The 21,715-nt window shown below is 74.6% G+C and carries 19 protein-coding genes, 1 pseudogene and 1 riboswitch; of the genes and pseudogenes, 10 read left to right on the top strand and 10 right to left on the bottom strand.

The features are described from left to right. Positions 1-6 precede the first annotated feature (6 nt). The 5 genes from ABD160_RS08775 to ABD160_RS08755 all read right to left on the bottom strand — a co-directional run bounded on the left by ABD160_RS08775 (position 7) and on the right by ABD160_RS08755 (position 4,873). A complete protein-coding gene (locus ABD160_RS08775; RefSeq protein ID WP_344020272.1) occupies positions 7-825 on the bottom strand; it encodes a class I SAM-dependent methyltransferase in 819 nt (272 codons plus the stop codon). Positions 826-889: 64 nt separating this feature from the next. Beyond that, positions 890-1,858, bottom strand: a complete 969-nt coding sequence (locus tag ABD160_RS08770) for an ABC transporter substrate-binding protein (RefSeq protein WP_344020270.1) — start codon at positions 1,856-1,858, stop codon at positions 890-892. After that, the gene (locus ABD160_RS08765) at positions 1,855-2,715 is read right to left on the bottom strand and encodes an ABC transporter ATP-binding protein (RefSeq protein WP_344020268.1); all 861 of its coding nucleotides are present in this window, start codon (positions 2,713-2,715) and stop codon (positions 1,855-1,857) included. Before ABD160_RS08765 ends, ABD160_RS08770 begins: the two co-directional genes overlap by 4 nt. A gap of 2 nt (positions 2,716-2,717) precedes the next feature. Beyond that, positions 2,718-3,821: a FecCD family ABC transporter permease gene (locus ABD160_RS08760; RefSeq protein WP_344020266.1), complete on the bottom strand. Its 1,104-nt coding sequence runs from the start codon at positions 3,819-3,821 to the stop codon at positions 2,718-2,720. Beyond that, positions 3,818-4,873 carry a FecCD family ABC transporter permease gene (locus ABD160_RS08755; protein ID WP_344020264.1) on the bottom strand — a complete coding sequence of 352 codons (1,056 nt, stop codon included), beginning with the start codon at positions 4,871-4,873 and terminating at the stop codon, positions 3,818-3,820. Before ABD160_RS08755 ends, ABD160_RS08760 begins: the two co-directional genes overlap by 4 nt. Positions 4,874-5,126: 253 nt before the next feature. Here ABD160_RS08755 and ABD160_RS08750 point away from each other — a divergent pair, with 253 nt between their 5' ends. Beyond that, positions 5,127-5,807 (top strand): hypothetical protein, encoded by a 681-nt coding sequence (locus tag ABD160_RS08750; RefSeq protein WP_344020262.1) that lies wholly within the window; start codon positions 5,127-5,129, stop codon positions 5,805-5,807. An 80-nt stretch (positions 5,808-5,887) separates the two neighbouring features. Here ABD160_RS08750 and ABD160_RS08745 read toward each other — a convergent pair whose 3' ends face one another. Beyond that, on the bottom strand, positions 5,888-6,730 hold the full coding sequence (locus ABD160_RS08745) for a MaoC family dehydratase (RefSeq protein ID WP_344020260.1): 843 nt from the start codon (positions 6,728-6,730) through the stop codon (positions 5,888-5,890). A 144-nt stretch (positions 6,731-6,874) separates the two neighbouring features. Between ABD160_RS08745 and rsfS the strand changes: the two genes are divergently transcribed. From rsfS to ABD160_RS08710, 7 genes and pseudogenes are all read left to right on the top strand, one after another. Then, positions 6,875-7,267, top strand: coding sequence for a ribosome silencing factor (rsfS, locus tag ABD160_RS08740; RefSeq protein WP_344020258.1), 393 nt, complete (start codon positions 6,875-6,877; stop codon positions 7,265-7,267). Further along, positions 7,264-7,884, top strand: a complete 621-nt coding sequence (locus tag ABD160_RS08735) for a histidine phosphatase family protein (RefSeq protein ID WP_344020256.1) — start codon at positions 7,264-7,266, stop codon at positions 7,882-7,884. Before rsfS ends, ABD160_RS08735 begins: the two co-directional genes overlap by 4 nt. Continuing rightward, positions 7,877-8,620 carry a diglucosylglycerate octanoyltransferase gene (gene octT, locus ABD160_RS08730; protein ID WP_344020253.1) on the top strand — a complete coding sequence of 248 codons (744 nt, stop codon included), beginning with the start codon at positions 7,877-7,879 and terminating at the stop codon, positions 8,618-8,620. The genes ABD160_RS08735 and octT overlap by 8 nt, the downstream gene beginning before the upstream one ends. Beyond that, a complete protein-coding gene (locus ABD160_RS08725; protein WP_344020251.1) occupies positions 8,617-10,056 on the top strand; it encodes a xylulokinase in 1,440 nt (479 codons plus the stop codon). The genes octT and ABD160_RS08725 overlap by 4 nt, the downstream gene beginning before the upstream one ends. Before the next feature lie 128 nt (positions 10,057-10,184). Then, positions 10,185-11,042, top strand: coding sequence for a DegV family protein (locus ABD160_RS08720; RefSeq protein WP_344020249.1), 858 nt, complete (start codon positions 10,185-10,187; stop codon positions 11,040-11,042). Between the two features lie 195 nt (positions 11,043-11,237). Next, on the top strand, positions 11,238-12,233 hold the full coding sequence (locus ABD160_RS08715) for a helix-hairpin-helix domain-containing protein (RefSeq protein WP_344020247.1): 996 nt from the start codon (positions 11,238-11,240) through the stop codon (positions 12,231-12,233). Next, positions 12,233-14,506, top strand: a pseudogene (locus ABD160_RS08710) (ComEC/Rec2 family competence protein); the annotation flags it as partial. The gene ABD160_RS08715 and the pseudogene ABD160_RS08710, both read left to right, overlap by 1 nt. 339 nt (positions 14,507-14,845) lie before the next feature. On the opposite strand, the gene thrC reads toward ABD160_RS08710, so the two are convergent. Then, positions 14,846-16,114: a threonine synthase gene (gene thrC, locus ABD160_RS08705; protein ID WP_344020245.1), complete on the bottom strand. Its 1,269-nt coding sequence runs from the start codon at positions 16,112-16,114 to the stop codon at positions 14,846-14,848. Positions 16,115-16,120: 6 nt separating this feature from the next. After that, a riboswitch (SAM riboswitch) is annotated at positions 16,121-16,271 on the bottom strand. Positions 16,272-16,398: 127 nt separating this feature from the next. Here thrC and holA point away from each other — a divergent pair. After that, positions 16,399-17,385 (top strand): DNA polymerase III subunit delta, encoded by a 987-nt coding sequence (gene holA, locus ABD160_RS08700; RefSeq protein WP_344020243.1) that lies wholly within the window; start codon positions 16,399-16,401, stop codon positions 17,383-17,385. Positions 17,386-17,462: 77 nt separating this feature from the next. Here the strand turns inward: holA and rpsT are convergent, their stop codons facing one another. Further along, positions 17,463-17,726: a 30S ribosomal protein S20 gene (gene rpsT / locus ABD160_RS08695; protein WP_344020241.1), complete on the bottom strand. Its 264-nt coding sequence runs from the start codon at positions 17,724-17,726 to the stop codon at positions 17,463-17,465. 375 nt (positions 17,727-18,101) lie between these two features. Between rpsT and lepA the strand changes: the two genes are divergently transcribed. Next, positions 18,102-19,964 (top strand): translation elongation factor 4, encoded by a 1,863-nt coding sequence (gene lepA / locus ABD160_RS08690; RefSeq protein WP_344020239.1) that lies wholly within the window; start codon positions 18,102-18,104, stop codon positions 19,962-19,964. 88 nt (positions 19,965-20,052) lie between these two features. Here the strand turns inward: lepA and ABD160_RS08685 are convergent, their stop codons facing one another. Together ABD160_RS08685 and ABD160_RS08680 are read right to left on the bottom strand one after the other, a co-directional pair. Continuing rightward, positions 20,053-20,481 carry a MarR family winged helix-turn-helix transcriptional regulator gene (locus ABD160_RS08685; RefSeq protein ID WP_344020237.1) on the bottom strand — a complete coding sequence of 143 codons (429 nt, stop codon included), beginning with the start codon at positions 20,479-20,481 and terminating at the stop codon, positions 20,053-20,055. A 251-nt stretch (positions 20,482-20,732) separates the two neighbouring features. Further along, positions 20,733-21,698: a zinc-binding dehydrogenase gene (locus ABD160_RS08680; RefSeq protein ID WP_344020235.1), complete on the bottom strand. Its 966-nt coding sequence runs from the start codon at positions 21,696-21,698 to the stop codon at positions 20,733-20,735. Positions 21,699-21,715 lie beyond the last annotated feature (17 nt).

Genomic DNA, 21,715 nt, shown 5'->3' with positions numbered 1-21,715 from the left:
CCGGGCTCAGCCGCGGACGGCCCGGACGAACCAGGCGGCCGAGCCGAGTGCGACGCCGTCCGGCCCGGCGTGCCCGGCGAGCACCCGGCGCAGCGCGTCCTGCGCGGCCCGCCGCGCGGGCTCCGGCCGCCGGGCGAGCGCCGCGGCGACCCGGTCGAGATGGAAGGCCGTCGCGTCGTCGACGTCGGTGCCGAACCACATCGGGCTGCGCGCCCCGGTGATCCGGACGTCGGTGAACCCGGCACCGGACAGCAGCGCCCGGCACCGGTCCGGATCGCCGAACGAGACCGGGCTCGGGCCGTCCGCGGGTGGATCGGGGAGCTCCAGCGCACGGTGCACGACGGTCAGCCACTCCTGCTCGGCGAGCGATTGCCAGACCTGCAGCGCGATCCGGCCGCCGGGACGCAGCGCGCGGTGCAGGTTCGCGAACGCGGCGGCCGGGTCGTCGAAGAACATCACGCCGTTGCGGCTGATCACGACGTCGGCGGTGCCGGCGCCGAGATCGTCGGTCTGGGCGTCGGCGACGGCGAAGCTCGCCCGCCCCGGGCCGGTCGGGCGGCTGCGGGCGATCGACAGCAATGCCTCGGACATGTCGACGCCGTGCGCCGCACCGTCCGGACCGGCGGCAGCGGCGGCGTCGAGGGTGGTCGTCCCGGCACCGCAGCCGATGTCCAGCACCCGCTCACCGGGCCGGACGGCCGCATTCGCCCGGAACTCCGGGAGGTAGCCGGCGACCCCGGCGTCGAACCGGGCCGCGTGTGCGGCCCAGAAGTCCCCGCCGCTACCGGCCCACACCGACCACTGTTGCGCGTTCGCCGTCGTCACCGGCGGGAGCGTAGCGCCGGTCCGGCCCCCGTCACCGGCGGTCCGCCGGGACGGGGGCGGGGTGTCAGGACAGTGTCTCGGCGAACAGCGGCACGGCGTTGTCGATCGCGTACCGGGTCGCCAGCGTCGATCCCGCCGAGAACGCCTCGACCAGGGTGGCGTCGTCCAGGATCAGCAGGTGGCCGGCCTGGGCGGCCGGGATCTGGTTCAGCACCGGGTCCTCGCGCAGCGGGGTGGCATCGGCACCGATCGGGAACATCACCGTCAGGTCGGCGCTGAGCTGCTCGATCTGCTCGCGGGCCAGCTCGATGTAGAAGCTGTCCCCGGCCTGGTCCTGGATCTCCGGCTTGTTCACGAAGCCGAGGCTCTCCATGAAGTCGACCCGGCCGTCGCCGCGGACGTAGCCGCCGTACTGGTCGCTGAAGTACGCGCCGACCGCGACCGTCTTCCCCTCGAACTGGGGGTTCGCGGCCCGGGCGTCGGCGAAGGCCTGCTCGATCTCGCTGATCTGCTGGGCGCCCTCGTCCTGCTTGCCGAGCGCCGCGGCGACCATCTCGTGCTGCTGCTGCCAGGGCGTGCCGTAGGCGACGACGCCGGCCGGCGCCGAGACCGTCGGCGCGATCTTGGACAGCTCGTCGTGCTTCTCCCGGCTGTTGTCCGAGCGGGTGTTGAGGATGAGATCCGGTTCGAGCGACGAGATCTGCTCGTAGCTGAGCTCGAGCGTGCCGAGCAGCGTCGGCGGCTCGGTGACCAGGTCGTCCGCCCACGGGCCGACGCCGTTGCCGCCGAAGGCCATCCAGTCGCTGACGGCCACCGGCTGCACGCCGAGCGCCAGCGCGGCCTCCGCGTCCGACCAGCCCAGCGCGATCACGCGCTGCGGGTCCGCGGGCACCGTGACCGGCCCGAACATGGTCTCGATGGTGGCGCCGTCGGCCGCCGGGGTCTCCTCGACCTGGCCGCAGCCGGCGAGGACGAGTGCGCCGGCGAGCAGGGTCGCCACGCCCGCCACCAGGCGTCGTCGCTGGAACCTCATGCTGTGTTCTCCACTTCGTCCGTGCTGCTCGGCGCGGTGGCCGAGACGTGGTGCCGCCCGATCGGCACGATCATGGGTGTCCCGGACACGGGATCGCGCAGGATGTCGGCGTCCATCCGGAACACCTCCTTGATCATTTCGGAGGTGACGATCTCGGACGGATGGCCCTCGGCCATGATGGAACCGGCCCGCATTGCGACTAGGTGGTCGGCGTAGCGGCAGGCGAGGTTGATGTCGTGCAGGACGACCGCGATCGTCGTGCCGGACCGGCGGTTCAGGTCGGTCAGCAGGTCCAGCAGCTCGACCTGGTTGGCGAGATCGAGGTAGGTGGTCGGCTCGTCGAGCAACAGCAGGTCGGTGCGCTGGGCCAGGGCCATCGCGATCCACACCCGCTGGCGCTGGCCACCGGAGAGCTGGTCCACCGGCCGGTCGGCGAGCTCACCGGTGGCGGTGACGGCGAGCGCGTGCGCGACCGCCTCGTCGTCCTCGGCGTTCCACTTCCGGAACCAGCCCTGGTGCGGGTAGCGGCCGCGGCTGACCAGGTCGGTGACGGTGATGCCGTCCGGTGCGACCGGGGACTGCGGCAGGATGCCGAGCACGGTGGCGACCTCGCGGTTGGGGACCTCGCCGATGTCCCGGCCGTCGAGGTAGACGGTGCCCTCGACCGGGGTGAGCAGCCGGGCCAGCGCGCGCAGCAGGGTCGACTTCCCGCAGCCGTTCGGCCCGATGATCATCGTGACGGCCCCGGTGGGCACGTCGATGCTGAGGTCCGCGACGACCTCGCGCTTGTCGTAGGCGAGGCGGAGGTGCTCGGCGCGCAGGGTGTGCCGCGGGCTGCCGGCCGTTTCCTGGGTCATCGTCATCCTCCTCGGCCGGCGCGGTTCATCGTCGCCAGCTGGAACAGCAGGTAGGGCGCGCCGATCGCGCCGGTGAGCACCCCGACGGGCAGCAGCGGCAGGCCCGGCGTGTGCTGCGCGAGGAAGTCCGCGACCAGCACGATCAGGGCGCCGACGAGGGCCGACGCGAGCAGCGCCGGGCTCCCGTCGCGGGCCAGCCTGCGGCCGATCGGCCCGGCCAGCAGCGCCACGAAGGCGATCGGCCCGCTCGCCGCCGTCGCCACCCCGGCCAGTGCGACGGCAGAGACCAGCAGCCCCAGCCGGGCCTGCTGGACCGGCACCCCGAGCCCCTTCGCGGCGTCGTCGCCCATGCCGAGCAGGCCGAGCACCCGGGCCAGCAGCACGGTGACCGGGACCAGCACCGCCAGCGTGATCGCCAGCGGGACGGCCTGCGACCAGTTGCGTCCGCTGAGGCTGCCGCTGATCCAGACCAGTGCGTCGGACGCGCTGGTGACCTGCGCCCGGGTCATGAAGTAGCTGATCACGCTCAGCAGCAGTGCGGCCAGCCCGATGCCGACCAGGATCAGCCGGTAGCCGGTGACGCCGTTGCGCCAGGCCAGCGCGTACATGGCGGCCGCGGTGAGCAGCGCCCCGGCGAGCGCCATCGCCGACACGCCCAGTCCGTCCAGGCCGAACAGCACGATCCCGAACACCGCGGCGGTGCTGGCCCCGGTGCTGATCCCGATCACGTCCGGGCTGGCCAGCGGGTTGCCGAGCAGGGACTGGATCACGGTGCCGGACATGCCGAACGCGATCCCGACCAGGATCGCGGTGACGATCCGCGGCAGCCGCAGCTCCAGGATCACGTAGTTGGTGTTGCGGCTGCCCTGCCCGGCGAGGGTGGACAGCACGTCGGGCAGCGGGATCAGCGACTCGCCGACGCACAGCGACACCGCGGCGACCAGCAGCACGCCCGCGCCGAGCGACAGGCCGACGCCGATCCGCCGGACCCGGGCCGCCGCCCGGCTGCGCAGCACCGCGGCCCGCTCGACGGCGCCGAACGCCGTGTCGGCGGGGCCGGACGCGCCGTCGCCGGGGCCGGTCGCCCGGGGGGCCTCGATGCTCACAGGCTGCTCACCCGCCGTCCGCGCACCAGCGCGATGAACACCGGCGCCCCGATGACGGCGGTGAGGATCCCGACCTGCACCTCGCCGGGGCGGGCGATGATCCGCCCGAGCACGTCGGCGCCGAGCACCAGCACCGGCGCGAGCACCGCGGCGTAGGGCAGCAGCCACCGGTTGTCCGGGCCGGCGATCAACCGCGCGACCTGCGGTATCGCCAGCCCGACGAACCCGATCGGCCCGGCCGCGGCGGTGGCGGCGCCGCACAGCAGCACCACCGACAGCCCGGAGACCACCCGCGCCCGGGTGATGTTCGCGCCGAGCGCCCTGGCCATGTCGTCGCCGAGGGCGAGGGTGTTGAGCAGTCCGCCCGAGAGCAGCGCGACGACGGCGCCGAGTGCGATGAACGGCGTCACCGAGGTGACGACCTCCCAGTCCCGGCCGGCCAGTGAGCCGACCTGCCAGAGCCGGAACTGCTCGAACGCGTCGGAGTTGGTGAGCAGCACGGCGGTGGTGAAGGAGACGAACGCGGCGTTCGCGGCGGCGCCGGCGAGTGCCAGCTTGATCGGGGTGGCGCCCTCCCGGCCGAGCGCGGAGACGCCGTAGACGACGACCGCGGCCAGAGCGGCACCGACGAACCCGAACCAGACGTAGCCGGACAGCGCGGTCAGGCCGAACGTGGTGATGCCGACGACGACCAGCAGCGACGCCCCGGCGTTGATCCCGAGCACGCCGGGATCGGCCAGCGGGTTGCGGGCGACGGCCTGCATCACGGTCCCGGCCAGGCCGAGGGCCAGCCCGACGAGCAGTCCCAGCACCGTCCGGGGCACCCGTTCCAGCCGGACGAACAGGTGGTCGTTGTTCGTGGGATCGAACGCCGTGAACGCGTCCAGCACGGTCGACGCCGGGATCTCCTTGGCGCCGACCATCACGCTGAGCAGGCACACCCCCAGCAGGACGGCGCCGGAGACCAGCAGCCCGGCGGCGCGCACGCCGATCCCGGTGCGTGTGCGGCCCGGCGGCGTCCCGGGCACGGTCACACCCGTGGCAGCGCTCATCGCCCGCCCACCTCCCCCCGGTGACCGCCCGCTGCGGATCGCGGGGCACCTGATTAGCGTTGGCTAACCTATGACCTGGTTTCGTGGTGGGCAAGATGGGCCCGATGTCGAGATGCGATCGAGACGTCCGGGTCGGCGGGCTCCGGCGGCGGGTCGATCCTCGGTCGTCACTCCCCGCCGAGTGAGTGATGACAGAGTGCGAAATCTGACAGTCGGTGACGCTGAGCTGCGCTGATCGGGTTACCGTGGGGTCGTGATCGACGTCCCGACCCCGGCCGTCGCCGGGCTCCTGCTGCGCGCGGTGCCGCCACCGGTGCGCCGGGACGCGCACGTCGCCATGCACGCACTGGCCTCCTGGGGGGCGGTGTCGGCGCAGCTCGTGCAGGACGCGGGCGGCGGCGTCGCCGACCACGACGTGCACGTCGACGGCGATCCCGTCCAGATCCCGTACCGGGTGGCGTTCCCGTGGCCGGCCGCGACCTACGTCGCGCGGCTGACCCCGCGGCGGCAGGCGGTGGTGGCCGCGTGGATGTCGCGCAGCGAGAACGCAGGCCTGCGCCAGCGCGCGGTGCGGGAGCTGTTCGGGGTGGACGAGCCGTGGGTCGCGCCGTTCGTCGTGCAGCTGTGCGGGGAGTACGTGCACGAGATCGGCGCCGACGTCGACCGGTTCGTCCGGGTCGAGCTCCCGCGCCGGCCCGAGCTGCGGCACGCCTACGCCCGGTTCGTCCGCGACAACCCGCGCTACCTCGCCACCACCCGGCACCGGGCCGTCGCGTTCCGGGAGCTCGACCACCGCTGGCCGCACCGCAACGACCCGCACCGCAGCTACCCGCAGATCGCCGCGCTGGACGCGCTGTCCGAGCTCGCCTACCGGGGCGGGGTGGACTATCCGGGGGACCCGGTGCAGGCCCGGGTCGCCGTCGCGGTCTCCTGAGCCGCGAGGCCGCAGTGCCGACCGGCCCGGTCGCACCACGCGCCCGGGTGCCCGACCGGCCCGGGTGCCGACCGGCCCGGTCAGCCCGCCAGCGTCGCCGACCCGTGGTCGAGCACGATCTCGTCGCCGACCGCGGTCCGGAAGGCGACCGCGTCCCCGTCCCGCCACACCGCGACGGTCAGGGTCTGGCCGGGGACGACCGGCCGGGTGAACCGGGCGTCCATCCCGCGCAGCACCCCGGCGTCGGAGTCGCAGACGGTCGCGACCAGCGCCCGCGCAGTGAAGCCGTAGGTGCACATGCCGTGCAGGATCGGCTGCTCGAAGCCGCCCTTGGCGGCGAACTCCGGGTCGGTGTGCAGCGGGTTGCGGTCCCCGGTGAGCCGGTAGAGCAGGGCCTGGCCGGGGGAGGTCCGGTAGGTGACGACGTGATCGGGTGCCCGGTCCGGGACCGGGTTGGGCGGCCGCGAGCCCCGGGCGCCGCCGAACCCGCCCTCGCCGCCGATGAACACCGAGCGCACGGTCGACAGCAGCGGCGCGCCGGTCTCGACGTCGACCGCCTCCGCCTCGGTCCGCACCAGCGCGCCGGAGCCCTTGTCCAGCACCTCGGTGACCGTCGAGGTGACCCGGGCGCGGCCCTCCACCGGGAGCGGGGCGGCGAGGCGGAACGACTGCTCGGCGTGCACCAGCCGGGACCGGTCGATGTCGCCGAGATCGACCCGGGCGGTGCGGGTCACCAGCTCGGCGAACGACGGCAGCACCACGGTCCGCACACCGGCGGTGTTCTCGGTGGTCAGCGCCAGCTCGGCGGCCGGATCCTCGGCGCCCGCGCCGACGGCGACCGCGTAGAGGAGCACGTCGTCCCGGGCCCACGCGAAGTTGACCGGCTCGCACTGCACGCCCTCGAGGTCGGGGGCCAACGCCATGGGGAGTCTCCTTCGACGGTCCACCGTGGGCGTGAACCTATCCCGCGCGGTGCCCGCCGCCCAACCCCCGGCGGCGCGGCTGACACACTGTGGTGTCGTCGGGCGAGTCCGTCCGAGGTAACCGAGCGGGGGACGTGAAGCGCAGTGACGGCATCACCGGAGGCGATCGAGCTGACGAAGGTGGCTGCGGCCGCCGCGGCGGACAAGAAGGCCGCCGACATCATCGCCCTCGACGTGTCCGAGCAGCTGGTGATCACCGACTGCTTCCTGCTGGCGTCGGCGCAGAACGAGCGCCAGGTCCAGGCGATCGTGGACGCGGTCGAGGAGAAGCTGCGTGAGCGGGGGAGCAAGCCCACCCGCCGCGAGGGCGACGCCGACAACGGCTGGGTGCTGCTGGACTTCACCGACATCGTCGTGCACGTGATGCACACCGAGCAGCGCGGCTTCTACGGGCTGGACCGGCTGTGGAAGGACTGCCCGGCGATCGAGGTGCCGCGGGCCCAGCCGCCGGGCGACGACGAGGACGACGCGGGATGACGCTGCGGCGGGTCACACTGCTCCGGCACGGCCAGACCGGGTACAACGCCGGCGGCCGCATGCAGGGGCACCTGGACACCCAGCTGACCGACGAGGGCCGCGCGCAGGCCGCCGCGGCGGCACCCCTGCTCGCCGGCGTGGCGTTCGACCGGATCATCACCTCCGACCTGAGCCGCGCGTACGACACGGCGATGGCCGTCGCGGCCCTGTCCGGGCTGCCGGTGTCGGTGGACAAGCGGCTGCGCGAGACGCACCTGGGCGACTGGCAGGGCCGCACCGTCGCCGAGATCGAGACCACCGATCCGGGCGCGATCGCCTCCTGGCGTTCCGACCCGCGGTGGGCGCCGCCCGGCGGTGAGTCCCGGGTGGACGTCGTCGCCCGGTCGCTGCCGGTCGTCGCCGAGCTGGACCTGGAGTACGCAGACGACCCGGTGGAGCGCTCGGTGCTGCTCGTCGCGCACGGCGGGATGATCGCCGGGATGGTGTGCGGGCTGCTCGACCTGCCGGAGTCGGCGTGGCCGGTGATCGGCGGCATGGGCAACGCGAAGTGGGCCGTGGTGGCCCGGCGCGACGACCATCCGCGCTGGCGGTTGTCGGGGTACAACATCGGTGCCTGACCTCCTGGTCGTCGCCGACTCGCTGGCCTTCCACGGTCCGGACCGGCCCTACCCGGCGGACGAGGCCCGGCTGTGGCCGAACGTCGCCGCGCACCGGCTCGGCGGCGAGGTGGAGCTGGTCGCCAGGGCCGGGTGGACGGCCCGGCACGCCTGGGCCGCGATCACCGGCGATCCCCGGGTGTGGGCGGCGCTGCCCCGGGTCGACGCCGTCGTCCTCGGGGTGTCCGGGATGGACTCGTTGCCCTCGCCGCTGCCGACCGCGCTGCGGGAGCTGATCCCGGTGCTGCGGCCGCCGTCGCTGCGCCGGATCGTCCGCGCCGGCTACCGGCGCGCGCAGCCGGTGCTCGCACCCGCGCTGGCCCGGCTGCCCGGCGGCGGCCCGGCGACGCTCCCGCCCCGGCTCACCGTGCAGCACCTGGAGCGTTGCCGGGCGGGGGTGCACGCGCTGCGACCGGGGCTGCCGGTGGTGGCGATGCTGCCGTCGGTGCACCGGGCCGCCGACTACGGATCGGCCCACCCGCACCGGTCGGCCACCGAGGCAGCGATCCGGGCCTGGGCGGCGGGCGTTCCTGCGGTGTCGTTGCTCGACGTGGCACCGCTGGTCGCCGCGCACGTCCTCGGCGGGCGCGGCAACCCGGACGGCATGCACTGGGGCTGGGAGGCGCACCGGGCCGTCGGTGACGCGCTCGCGGAGCTCCTCGCCGGGCACCCGGCCGCATCGGACACCCCGTCGTGAGCAGGCTGCTCGGAATCGACCTCGGCACCACATCGGTGAAGGTGGCCGTGTTCACCGACGACGGCGAGCGGATCGCCGCGGCGACCCGCCGCCATCCCACCCACCGGCCCCGGCCGGGCTGGGCCGAGCAGGATCCGGCGGACTGGTGGCGCGGGCTGACCGGTGCCGTCGCCGAGCTGGACGCGGCCGGTGCGCTGCGTGATCTCACCGCCGTCGGACTGTGCGCGCAGGTCAACACCCAGCTCGTCGCCGACGACGCCGGCACGCCGCTGCACCCGGCGATCACCTGGCAGGACGGCCGCTGCGCGGAGACCGCCGCCGGTCTGACCGAGCGGCTGGCCGCGGCCGACCGGGCGCGGGTGCGCGGCGGGCTCGGGACGGTCGACGCCTCGCACCCCGCCGCCCGCGCGGCCTGGCTGCGGACCCACCGCCCCGACGTGTGGCGGCGCACCACCCGGCTGCTGGCCCCGAAGGACTGGATCCTGGCGCAGCTGACCGGCCGGGCCGTCGCCGATCCGCTGTCCTCGATCGGCCTGGTCGGCCCGGACGGCGACCATCCGGCATGGCTGGACCTGCTCGTCCCGGGCCTGCGCGGGCTGCTGCCCGCACTGGCCGACCCGGCCTCGGTGGCGGGGGAGACCACCGGGGCGGGTGGCCTCCCGCCGGGCCTGCCCGTCGCCGTCGGGACGATGGACGCCTGGTCGGCGCTGCTCGGGGGCGGTATCGCCGCCCCGGGCGACGCGATCGACGTCGCCGGCACCTCGGAGGTCGTCGCCGTCGCCGCGACGCCCGGTGGCGGCGCCCCCGGGATCGTCACCTTCCCGACCTGGCGCGGCCTGCACGTGCACGCCGGACCGACCCAGGCCGGTGGCGACGCCCTGACCTGGGCGTGCTCGGTGCTGGGCGGGACCGTCGAGGAACTGCTCGGGCTCGCCGGGACCGCCGGGCCCGGGACGGTGCTGTTCCTCCCGCAGCTGGCCGGCGAGCGGGCCCCGCTGTGGGACCCGCACCTGCGCGCCCACTGGCTCGGCGCCGGATTCGGCACCGGCCGTGCCGAGCTGGCGCTGGCCGTGCTGGAGGGCGTCGCGCACGCTGCCCGGCACGTGCTCGCCGCGCTGGAGAGTGCCGCCGGAGCGCCGGTCCCCGCGCTCGCCGTCTGCGGCGGCGGGGCGAACAGCGACCTGTGGTGCCAGGTGAAGGCCGACGTGCTGGACCGGCCGCTGCGCCGCACCGCCGAGCGCGACGCCGGAGTGCTCGGCGCCGCGATGCTCGCCGGGCTCGCCGTCGGGACCGGTGGCTCGGTGGCCGGGCTCGCGGCCCGGATGGTGCGGGTGGACCGCGAGTTCACGCCCGATCCGCGGCAGCGCCGGCGGCTCGACGACGCCCACGGCCGGTACCTCGAGGCCCAGCGGGCCCTGGCGCCGATCTTCCGGTGAACCACCGGGCAGGGCACCGCGCCGGGCACCGTGGCTCCCCGCGGCCGCACGGCGCCGCCCGCCCTCCGGGCGCCGCCGGCGCGGGCAGTCCGCCCGGCCCGGCCCCCGCACCCCGGTAGGGTCCCCGCGTGTCCAGCTCGCCGGTCGCCGTGGTCACCGACTCCACCGCCTACCTCCCGCCCGGCGTGGCGGAGCGGCGCGGACTGCACGTCGTGCCGCTGGAGGTGCGCTACGGCGACCGGACCGCGCGCGACGGCGTCGACATCACCCCGGCCGAGCTGGTCGCCGCGCTCGCCGACCGGAACCTCGACGTCCAGACCTCGCGGCCGGCCCCGGCGGCGTTCGCCGCCCTGTACGAGGACATCCTGCGCGGTGGCGCCGAGCAGATCGTGTCGGTGCACCTGTCGCGTGAGCTGTCCGGCACCTGGGACGCGGCCCGGCTCGCCGCCCAGGAGACCGCCCCGGACCGGATCCGGGTGGTGGACTCGCGGGCCGTCGCGATGGGGCTGGGCTTCGCCGTGCTGACCGCGGCGGACGTCACCGCCGGTGGCGGCGACGGTGCCGCGGCCGAGGCCGCGGCCACCGCGGTCGCGGCCCGGTGCCGGGTGCTGTTCGGAGTGCAGGACCTCGAACGGCTGCGCCGAGGTGGGCGGATCGGTGCGGCCTCCGCGCTGCTCGGGGCGGCGATCGCGGTGAAACCGCTGCTGCACCTGTCCGAGGGACGGATCGCACCGCTGGAGAAGGTGCGCACGACGGCGCGACTGACCGAACGGCTCGTCGCACTGGCGGTCGGGGCGGCGGCCGGGCCGGGGGCCAGGCTGGCGGTACACCACCTCGGGGCCCCGGACCGGGCCGAGGACATCGCCGACCGGCTCCGTGAGCAGCTGCCGCACGCCGCGGAGGTGCAGGTGTCGGAGGTCGGCGCGGTGATCGGGGCGCACGTCGGCCCCGGGCTGGTGGGGGTCGTGGTCGTCCCCGCCGGATGAGCTCTGCCGCACCGCCACCACCTCCGTGACCGTTCGTCCGGCGGTCGCCGGCACCGGTCGATGTGTACCAGCGGGCACCGGTGGTGACCGGCGTTCCGGGCCCCGCGGAGCCCGGTCCATCCACAACCGGCCGGTACATCCACAGGTTCGGAACTCGCCGCTGCACGACCCGTCCGCGCTCCTAGCGTCGGGGGCGTGACCAGGTCGGATGTCAGTCGAGTCCCGTCCCGGCGGCTCGCCGGGCTGACCGCGCACCCGCCGCGGCGCCCGCCCGCCGGGGCACCGGACCGTCCCGGTCCGGCCGCGGCGCCGGGTGCCGGCGGTGGGATCCCGGAGGCCCCGGCCGGCCGGGGATCGGACCCGCCGACGGTTCCGCTCGACATCGTGGTCCCCGGCCCGGTCGCCGCGGGATCGCGCCCGCCGGGCCGCGCCGGTTCCGTGCGGCCCGCCGGCGCCGCACCGCACGGCGCCCGCCCGTCGCTGCTGCGCCGGACCGCGCTGCGCTGGCTGCCGCCGTCGCTGTCCGGGGCCCGGGTCGACCCGGGCCGGCCGGCCGCGATCGTGCTGGTCGGTGTCGTACTCGGCGGTGCCCTGCTGGCCGGTGCCGGGGTGTGGTCGAACAGGCCCACCGCACAGCCCGTCGCCGGGCTGCCGGAGGTGACGGCCGCCCCGGTCGCCGCGGCGGGCCCGGAGGGCGCCGACCTCCCGGACGCCGCGGCGCCGGTCACCGCCGGGCCGCTGGTGATCAGCGTCGTCGGCCGGGTGGCGCGGCCGGGGCTGGTCCGGATCCCGGACGGCTCGCGGGTCGCCGACGCGGTCGACGCGGTGGGCGGCGCGCTGCCGGGCGTCGACCTGACCGGGGTCAACCTGGCCCGCCGGGTCGGCGACGGCGAGCAGATCGCGATCGGCGTCCCCGGCGCCGCACCGGACGCGCCGGCGGTCCCCGGCGGCGAACCGGCCTCCGGCGCCGAACCCGGTGCCGCCGGCGCACCCGGCACCGGGAAGGTCGATCTCAACCGGGCGACGGCGGCCGATCTCGACGCGCTGCCCGGCGTCGGGCCGGTGACGGCCACGAAGATCGTCGACTGGCGGACCGCGAACGGCCGGTTCAGCCGGGTGGAGCAGCTGCGTGAGATCGACGGGATCGGCGAACGCCGGTTCGCGCAGCTCAAGGACCTGGTCCGGGTCTGATGCACAGCCGGCAGAGCTCCGGCGCCGGGCGGCGCACCACCCCTCGGCCGGGCCTGGGCCGTGACCGTGCACCTGGCACGGTCGGCACGGACAGCACGGACAGCACGGACAGCACGGACAGCACGGACAGCACGGACAGCACGGACAGCACAGACAGCACAGACAGCACAGACAGCACGGACGGGGAGGACCGCCCCGCCCCGCCCGATCTCCGGCTCGTCCCCGCGGCGCTGGCGACCTGGGGCGCCGTCCTGTGCGGGCTGCTCGGCGGGACGGCCGGTGGGATCGCCGCCGCACTGACCGCGGCGACGGTCGTCCTCACCGTGCTGCTCCGGGCGCGGATCAGCGCCCGCGCGGCCGCCCCGGGCTCGATCGTGCTGGCCGCGGGCGGCTGCGCGGTGGTGGCAGCGGTGCTGGTGACCGGGCACGCCTCGGCGCTGGCCGCGCACCCGCTCCGGGGGCCCGCCGAGCGCGGTGCGGCCGCGGAGGTCCGGGTGGTGCTGGGCGACGACCCGCGGATCCTGCGTGGTCCCGGTGGCGGCGACGAGTCGGGTTCGGCGCGGGCGATCGCGCTCGTCCCGGCCGAGCTGGTCGCCGCGACGGCGGGGGACGGCTCGTGGACGACCGGCGGGAAGGTGCTGCTGCTGGCGCCGGCCGACACCTGGGCCGGGCTGCTGCCCGGGCAGGCCGTCACCGCGTCCGGGCTGCTGGCACCGGCCCAGCGGCCCGATCTCACCGTCGCGGTGCTGCGGGTGCGGGGCGCGCCGCAGGACGTCGGGCCGCCGCCCTGGTGGCAGACCGTGGCCGGTGGGCTGCGCGACGGGTTGCGTGACGGTTCGCTCGCCGCGCTCCCCGAGGCGCCGGCCGGCCTGCTCCCCGGGCTCGCCATCGGCGACACTCGATCCCAGCTCGCCGAGACCGAGCAGGACTTCCGCACCGCCGGTCTCGCGCATCTCGTCGCGGTGTCGGGCGCGAACGTGACCGTGGTGACGGGGGCGGTGCTGCTCCTGCTCCGCGCGTTCCGCGTGGATCCGCGGATCGCGGCGGCCGCGGCGATGCTGGCCCTCGTCGGGTTCGTGGTGCTCGCCCGGCCGTCCCCGTCGGTGCTGCGGGCCGGCGTGATGGGCGCGATCGTGCTGCTCGCGCTGGCCGTCGGGCGGGCCCGGTCGGCGCTGCCCGCGCTGTCCGCCGCGGTGCTCGGGCTGCTGCTCGCCGATCCGGCGCTCGCCGTCGCCGCCGGGTTCGCACTGTCGGTCGCGGCGACCGGTGCGCTGGTCCTGCTCGCGCCCCGCTGGTCGGCCACGTTGCGGCGCCGCGGCGTACCGCCCGGCCCGGCGGAGGCACTGGTCGTCCCGGTCGTCGCGGCGTTCGCCACCGCCCCGCTGCTGGCCGGGCTGAACGGCCGGATCGGTCTGGTCACCGTGGTCGCGAACCTGCTCGCCGCCCCCGCCGTGGCACCGGCGACCGTGCTCGGCGTGCTCGGCGCCGTGCTCTCGGCGGTCAGCGCCGACGCGACCTGGCTGTGCGCCCGGCTCGCCGGCCCGTTCGTGCAGTGGCTGGTGCTGGTCGGGGACCGGGCCGCGGCGGTACCGGGGGCGGAGGTGCCGTGGCCGGCCGGCACGGCCGGCGCGCTGCTGCTCGCCGGGATGCTGCTGGCGCTGCTGGCGATGGGCCGGGTCCCGCGGTTGCGGGCCGCGCTGGTCGCGGCGCTGGTGGGCGCGCTGATCGTGCTCGTCCCGACCCGGTTCGTGCCGCCCGGCTGGCCGCCGGCGGGATGGCGGGTGATCGCCTGCGACGTCGGGCAGGGCGACGCCCTGGTGCTGGCCACCGGCGTCACCGGGCACGCGGTGCTGGTCGACACCGGGCCGACCGACGACGCCGTCGACGTCTGCCTGGACCGGCTCGGTGTCCGGGTGATCGACCTGGTGGTGATCACCCACCTGCACGCCGACCATCACGGCGGTCTGGCCGGGGCGCTGCGCGGCCGGGGGGCCGGCGGGGTCGCCGTCGGACCGGTGCGGGAGCCGGCGTCGGCGATGCGTGAGCTCGTCCGGGTCGCCGGCCGGGCCGGTGTGCCGGTCGTCGCCCTCGCCCGCGGCGGTGAGCTGAGCTGGCCCGAACTCCGGGTGCGGGTGATCGGCCCGGTGCGGCCACCCGGCTCGGTGGACGGCGACGACGGCACCGCGGTCAACGACGGCTCGCTGGTGCTGCACGCCGTCACGCCGGCCGGATCGGTGCTGCTGACCGGCGACATCGAGCTCGCCGCGCAGGACGACCTGATCGCCTCGGGCAGCGACCTGCGGGCCGACGTGCTGAAGATGCCGCACCACGGTTCCGGGAAGGTCGTCCCGGGACTCCTCGACGCGGTCCGGCCTCGCGCGGCGCTGGTCAGCTCGGGCAACGGCAACAGCTACGGGCACCCGAACCCGGAGCTGGTCGATCGGATGCTGCGCGCCGGGATCGTGGTCGCCAGGACCGACCGCTCGGGTGATCTCGCGGTGACCGGGGCCGACCCGGCGGAGCTGACCGTCGTCGTGCGGGGCGGGCCCCGTCCGGCGCCGGGCGGGCGGGGCCGCCGCCCGGCCGGGACCGGCGGGCCCGCCCGGTCCGGCTCAGCCGCGCTGCGCCAGCGCCTCGCGCACGGCCGCGCTGGTGGACGGCACGGTGGCCGTCGGGCCGACCTCACCGGACACCGCGTCGAGGGTCTTCAGCCCGTCACCGGTGATCATCAGGACGGTCTCGGCGTCCGGGTCCAGCTTGCCGGCCTCGAGCAGCTTCCTGGTGGTGGCGACGGTGACCCCGCCCGCGGTCTCGGCGAACACACCCTCGGTCTCGGCGAGCAGCCGGATGCCCGCGACGACCTCGGTGTCGGAGACGTGCGCGAGCGAGCCGCCGGTGCGCCGGACGGAGTCCAGGACGTACGGGCCGTCGGCCGGGTTCCCGATCGCGAGCGACCGGGCGATGGTGTCCGGCTTCTGCGGCTGGATCACGTCGTGGCCGGCCTCGAACGCGGTGGCGACCGGCGAGCAGCCGGTGGCCTGCGCCCCGAACACGGTGTACGGGGTCGGCTCGACCAGGCCGAGGCGGCCCAGCTCGGTGAACCCCTTGTCGATCTTGGTGAGCTGCGATCCGGAGGCGACCGGGACGACCACCTGCTGCGGGAGCCGCCAGCCCAGCTGCTCGGCGACCTCGTAGCCCAGGGTCTTGGAGCCCTCGGCGTAGTACGGGCGGACGTTGACGTTCACGAACGCCCAGTCCTCGTGCTCGGCTGCGAGCTCGGTGGCCAGCCGGTTCACGTCGTCGTAGTTGCCGTCCACGGCGAGCAGCGTGCCGCCGTACACGGCGGTGGTGATGATCTTCGGCTGCTCCAGGGAGGACGGGATGAGCACGACCGAGTCCCAGCCCGCACGGGCCGCGGCGGCCGCGACGGCGTTCGCCAGGTTCCCGGTGGACGGGCAGCACAGCACCGAGAAGCCGAGCTCGCGGGCCGCGGCGAGGGCCACCGCGACGACCCGGTCCTTGAACGAGTGGGTGGGGTTGCCGGTGTCGTCCTTCACCCACAGCTTCCGGACGCCGAGCGCCCGGGCCAGGTTGTCCGCCTCGATCAGCCGGGTGAGGCCGGGCTCGGTGTTGCGGTGCTCCTGCACGGTGCTCGGCACCGGCAGCAGGTCCTTGTAGCGCCAGATCGACTTCGGTCCGGCCTCGATCGCCGCCCGGGTCACCTTCGGGAAGTCGTAGGCCACCTCGAGCGGCCCGAAACACCGGGGGCAGGCGAACTCGGCGGCCAGCGGCACCTCGTGGCCGCACTCCCGGCAGGAGAGCGCGCGGGCCGGGCCGAGGTCGTAGGCGGAGGTCGTTTCGGGCGCAGCAGTGAGAGTCACGAGATCTCCTCATCTGTCCCGCCGGGCCGGCGGGTCGGAATTGGCACCGTGTTCGTCGACGTCCTGCCGCGCGGTCACGCGCAGGCGGGCGGATCGTCGTGCGACGCCGGTTGCCGGGGCTTCAACGGGCCGTTCCCTCTGCCCCTCTGGATGAGCCATATGCGGTTGTGGCCGGCCGAAGATCCGCCGGGCGACGAGAACGCTACGCGACGTGGTGCGCCCCTGGCCAGCCGAACCGTCCCGATGGGGACGCGGCTCACCGGCTGTCGGGGGAGTGGGCCACGATGAACGGCGTGAGCAGGACGCGTGACGCCGGACCGCCCGCCCCGCTGCAGCTCGTGGTGGGCGACGAGGAGTTCCTGGCCGAACGGGCGGTGTCGGAGCTGGTCCGCCGGATCCGGCAGGACGATCCCGAGGTCGAGCTGCGCCGGTTCCGCACGTCCGAGGTCGCGCCCGGCGAGCTGGCCGGCCACCTCAGCCCGTCGCTCTTCGCGGAGAGCAGGGTGATCGTGCTCACGCACGCCCAGGACACGACCAAGGACATGCTCGCCGCGCTCGCCGAGTACACGAAGGATCCGGCACCGGGGATCGTCCTGGTCGCCCAGCACGCCGGCGGCGCCAAGGGCAAGGCGGTGGTCGACCTGCTGAAGAAGGCCGGCGCGCAGGTGACGACCTGCAACCGGATCACCCGCGCCGACGAGCGGTCCGACTTCGTGCACGCCGAGGTGCGGCGCAACGGCGGGAGCATCACCCCCGGTGCGCTGGCCGTGCTCGTCGAGGCGGTCGGATCGGACCTGCGCGAGCTCGCCGCGGCGGCCGGGCAGCTCGTCGCCGACACCGGCGGGAAGATCGACGAGGCCGGGGTGCGCCGCTACCACCGCGGTCGCGCCGAGTCGTCCGGCTTCGCGGTCGCCGACGCGGCGGTGGCGGGGGACCGCCGCGGAGCGCTGGAGGCGCTGCGCTGGGCCCTCGTGCTCGGGGTCCCGCACGTCCTGATCGCGGACGCGCTGGCCGACTCGGTGCGGACGCTGGCGAAGGTCGGCTCCGCGGGCCGCGGCGACCCGAACCGGCTGGCCGGCGAGCTGGGCATGCCGCCGTGGAAGATCCGCAAGGCGCAGGGCACCGTCCGGCAGTGGCGTCCCGAGCAGCTGGCCGTGGCGATCGCCGCGACCGCCCGGGTCAACGCCGACGTGAAGGGTGTCGCCGCGGATCCCGGGTACGCGCTGGAACGGGCGGTGCTGGCCGTCGTCGAGGCCCGCACGGCGCGCTGACCCGGAAGGGCCCCCACACACGACGACGGCGCCGCCCCGGTGCGGGACGGCGCCGTCGTGCTGCGCGAGCGGCGTGCTCAGGAACCGATCTTGTTGAGCTGCTTGGCCAGCGACGACTTGCGGTTCGCCGCCTGGTTCTTGTGGATGACGCCCTTGCCGGCCGCCTTGTCCAGGGCCCGCGCCGCCTTGCGCTGCAGCTCGGCGGCGTTGTCCGCACCCTGCTCCGCGGCCTCGCGGAAGTGGCGGATGGCGGTCTTGACCGACGACTTCACCGACTTGTTGCGCTGGCGGCGCTTCTCGTTGGTCTTGACCCGCTTGATCTGCGACTTGATGTTGGCCACGTCTACCTGGTCTTCCTGCCTGCTGAGTTTCGGCTGGTCTGCTCGAGTCCGGTCCGCTCCGGCGGCACCGGACGGTCATACCGTCCCGGGCGAGCACGCCGAGCGCTCAGCGGTCAAGGCTACCAGCGGGGAATTCCGGGCTCCCTGCGGGGCCGCTCCGCCGGTACCGGACCTCTCCGGACGCGGTACGGGACGAATCTACCGTCGAGCACCGCGGGGCCCTCGTCCGGCCGCCTCGCCGGCCCCTCCCGCGGCGATCCCTGCTCCGCAGGAGCCCGGCCCGACCGGCGCACCCGGCTGCCGTGGGGGCCGCCGGTCGCGACATGGGACGATGGTCGCGGACCCGACGCGACAGCGAAAGCCGAGTACAACCGAGTGACGACGTACGCCGACCGCACGTTCACCCCGCCGGAGCGCATCCGGAACTTCTGCATCATCGCGCACATCGACCACGGGAAGTCGACGCTGGCCGACCGCATGCTGCAGGTGACCGGCGTGCTCGACGAGCGCAGCGCCCGGGCGCAGTACCTGGACCGGATGGACATCGAGCGCGAGCGCGGCATCACGATCAAGGCGCAGAACGTGCGTCTGCCGTGGACGGCGAAGAACGCCGACGGCGAGCAGACCGAGCACGTGCTGCACCTGATCGACACCCCGGGGCACGTGGACTTCACCTACGAGGTGTCCCGTGCGCTGGAGGCCTGCGAGGGCGCGATCCTGCTGGTCGACGCCGCGCAGGGGATCGAGGCGCAGACCCTGGCCAATCTCTACCTGGCCATGGAGAAGGACCTGCACATCATCCCGGTCCTGAACAAGATCGACCTCCCGGCGGCCGATCCGGAGCGCTACGCCGCGGAGATCGCGCACATCACCGGCTGCGAGCCGGAGGACGTGCTGCGCTGCTCCGCCAAGACCGGCGAGGGCGTGGAGGCGGTGCTCGACGCGGTGGTCGCCCAGGTGCCCGCCCCGGTCGGCGACGCCGACGCGCCCGCCCGGGCGATGATCTTCGACTCGGTCTACGACACCTATCGCGGCGTCGTCACCTACGTCCGCGTCGTGGACGGCAAGCTCTCGCCCCGCGAGAAGATCAAGATGATGTCCACCGGCGCCGAGCACGAGCTGCTGGAGATCGGCATCGTGTCCCCCGAGCCGAAGCCGAGCGACGGGCTCGGGGTCGGCGAGGTCGGCTACCTGATCACCGGGGTGAAGGACGTCCGGCAGTCGAAGGTCGGCGACACCGTCACCAGCAAGCGCCACGGCGCCGACACCCCGCTGACCGGCTACCGCGAGCCGAAGCCGATGGTCTACTCCGGGCTGTACCCGATCGACGGCTCGCAGTACCCGGAGCTGCGCGAGGCGCTGGACAAGCTGCAGCTCAACGACGCCGCGCTCACCTACGAGCCGGAGACGTCGGCGGCGCTCGGGTTCGGCTTCCGCTGCGGCTTCCTCGGCCTGCTGCACCTGGAGATCACCCGGGACCGGCTGGAGCGCGAGTACGACCTGGACCTCATCTCGACCGCGCCCAACGTCGTCTACCAGGTCACCACCGACGACGGCGCCGAGCTGGAGGTCACCAACCCCAGCGACTGGCCGACCGGCAAGATCGCCGAGATCCGCGAGCCGATCACGAAGATCACGATCCTCACGCCGTCGGAGTTCGTCGGCACGATCATGGAGCTCTGCCAGAGCCGGCGCGGCCAGCTCGGCGGGATGGACTACCTGTCCGAGAGCCGGGTCGAGCTGCGCTACACGATCCCGATGGGCGAGATCATCTTCGACTTCTTCGACGCGCTGAAGTCGCGCACCCGCGGCTACGCCAGCCTCGACTACGAGGAGGCCGGCGAGCAGGCGGCCGACCTGGTCAAGGTCGACATCCTGCTGCAGGGCGAGCCGGTGGACGCCTTCTCCGCCATCGTGCACAAGGACTCGGCGTACGCCTACGGCACGTCGATGGCCACCAAGCTGCGCGAGCTGATCCCGCGCCAGCAGTACGAGGTGCCGATCCAGGCCGCCGTCGGCGCGCGGATCATCGCCCGCGAGACGATCCGCGCCATCCGCAAGGACGTGCTCGCCAAGTGCTACGGCGGCGACATCAGCCGCAAGCGCAAGCTGCTGGAGAAGCAGAAGGAGGGCAAGAAGCGGATGAAGACCATCGGCCGGGTCGAGGTCCCGCAGGAGGCCTTCGTCGCGGCGCTGTCCACCGGCGGCGGCCAGGCGACCGAGAAGCCCAAGAAGTAGCGCACCCGGACATGAGAGCGGGCCCGGATCCCTGAGGGGTTCCGGGCCCGTGGTGTACGTGGGGGCGAGGGGGAGGGGAGAGGGAGCTCTACACGACGGATCCTGCGCGGGGGCCGGGGATCGTGCTGTCGCACGCGGCGGCACGGGCGGTGGGAGCGCGGCGCGGGGAGAGGATGCGCTGCACCCGCTGGCACACCGACTCGACCACGGTCCGCCCCTCGGCCGACAGGTGCACCAGCACCCGGCGGCGGTCGAGCGGATCGGCCGACCGGTAGGCCAGCTTCCGTTCGACCAGACGGTCCACGATCCGGGTCGCGGTGGGTGCGGGCAGCGACGTGTGTCCCGCGATCTCGCCCATGCTGCGGCCGGTGCCGCGGGCGAGCATCAGCAGGACCCGCCAGCCGTCACGGCTGACCTCGGTCGTGGAGGGATTGGTGGACAGGGCTGTGGCCACGGCGTGGTCGACCCGATCCAGGAACTCGACGACACCCGTGGCTCCAGGCGCCGGGGCTGCCATGGTGGCAGCACCCGACGCCCGTCGACTGAAAGGCTCGGTCACGATGACGGACTGTACTTGCCGAACCGGCGAAATCCGACCCTGTCCTGGGGAAACCGGACCCCAGCGCCGGGCGGTCGTCACACTGCGGTGACGAACATGGCCCGGACCAGCGTGGATGGACACCGGCCACCGCCATCCGGGTGCATCACGACTGCATCACATCCGGATCACGTAACAGACCTGTGACGCGGGACGATATGGCCGTCCGCTCAGCGGGTCAGCACGACCTTGCCGGCCGTCCGACCGGCCGCCATCGCCTCGAACGCCTCCTTCGCCGACTCCATCGGGAGCTCCATCCCGATCTCCGGGGTGATGCCGGAGGTCGCCACGAAGTCCATCAGGTTCGCCAGCTCCTCCCGGGTCCCCATCGTCGAGCCGACGACCTCGAGCTGGAGGAAGAACAGCCGCTGCAGGTCCGCGGGCGGGTTCGGCCCGGAGGTGGAGCCGCAGATGACGATCCGCCCGCCCGGCTTCAGCGCCCGCATCGAGTGCTTCCAGGTGGCCTCGCCGACCGACTCCATCACCGCGTCCACCTTGCCGGGCAGCTTCGCCCCGGACTCGAAGGTGGCGTGCGCGCCGAGCCGCTCGGCCAGTGCCCGCTTCTCCTCGTCCCGGCCGGTGACCCAGACCGTCAGGCCGGCCGCCACGCCGAGCTGGACCAGCGCCGTCGACACCCCGCCGGACGCGCCCTGGACCAGCACCGTCTGGCCGGGCTGCAGACCGGACCTGGTGAACAGCATGCGGTAGGCGGTGAGCCAGGCCGTGCCGAGCACGGCGCCCTGCGCCGGGGTGAGCCCCTTCGGCGCGGGGACGGCGTTGCGGGCCGGGACGATCACCTTGTCGGCCATCGTGCCCTGGTGCCGCTCGGTCAGCAGGGTGCGCTTCGGGTCCAGGGTCTCGTCCCCGCGCCAGTCCGGGTCGCCGATGATCGGGTAGAGCACGACCTCGGTGCCGTCGTCGAGGGTGCCCGCACCGTCGCACCCCAGGATCATCGGGAACTGGTCGGGCTTGATGCCGACACCGCGCAGGGTCCACAGGTCGTGCATGTTGAGGCTGGCGGCGGAGACGGACACCGAGACCCAGCCGTCCGGGACCTCCGGATCGGGTCGCTCGCCCACGACGAGGGAGTCGAGCGGGGCGTCGGCGTTGGGCTCCTGGGCGTACACAGCGAACATGGGCCCGAACCTAGCCG

The sequence above is a fragment of the Pseudonocardia kongjuensis genome (assembly GCF_039526905.1).
GTDB lineage: Bacteria > Actinomycetota > Actinomycetes > Mycobacteriales > Pseudonocardiaceae > Pseudonocardia > Pseudonocardia kongjuensis.
The sequence above is the reverse complement of the archived record's forward strand: the minus strand, read 5'-3'. Positions and strand labels throughout refer to the sequence as shown.

What these genes read in the sequence shown, in the direction of transcription:
- holA (WP_344020243.1), top strand. Translation starts at nt 16,399, where the DNA reads ATGAACGGCGTGAGCAGGACGCGTGACGCCGGACCGCCCGCCCCGCTG.
- ABD160_RS08745 (WP_344020260.1), bottom strand. Translation starts at nt 6,730, where the DNA reads ATGGCGTTGGCCCCCGACCTCGAGGGCGTGCAGTGCGAGCCGGTCAAC.
- ABD160_RS08765 (WP_344020268.1), bottom strand. Translation starts at nt 2,715, where the DNA reads ATGACCCAGGAAACGGCCGGCAGCCCGCGGCACACCCTGCGCGCCGAG.
- ABD160_RS08735 (WP_344020256.1), top strand. Translation starts at nt 7,264, where the DNA reads ATGACGCTGCGGCGGGTCACACTGCTCCGGCACGGCCAGACCGGGTAC.
- ABD160_RS08755 (WP_344020264.1), bottom strand. Translation starts at nt 4,873, where the DNA reads ATGAGCGCTGCCACGGGTGTGACCGTGCCCGGGACGCCGCCGGGCCGC.
- ABD160_RS08680 (WP_344020235.1), bottom strand. Translation starts at nt 21,698, where the DNA reads ATGTTCGCTGTGTACGCCCAGGAGCCCAACGCCGACGCCCCGCTCGAC.
- ABD160_RS08770 (WP_344020270.1), bottom strand. Translation starts at nt 1,858, where the DNA reads ATGAGGTTCCAGCGACGACGCCTGGTGGCGGGCGTGGCGACCCTGCTC.
- ABD160_RS08685 (WP_344020237.1), bottom strand. Translation starts at nt 20,481, where the DNA reads ATGGCAGCCCCGGCGCCTGGAGCCACGGGTGTCGTCGAGTTCCTGGAT.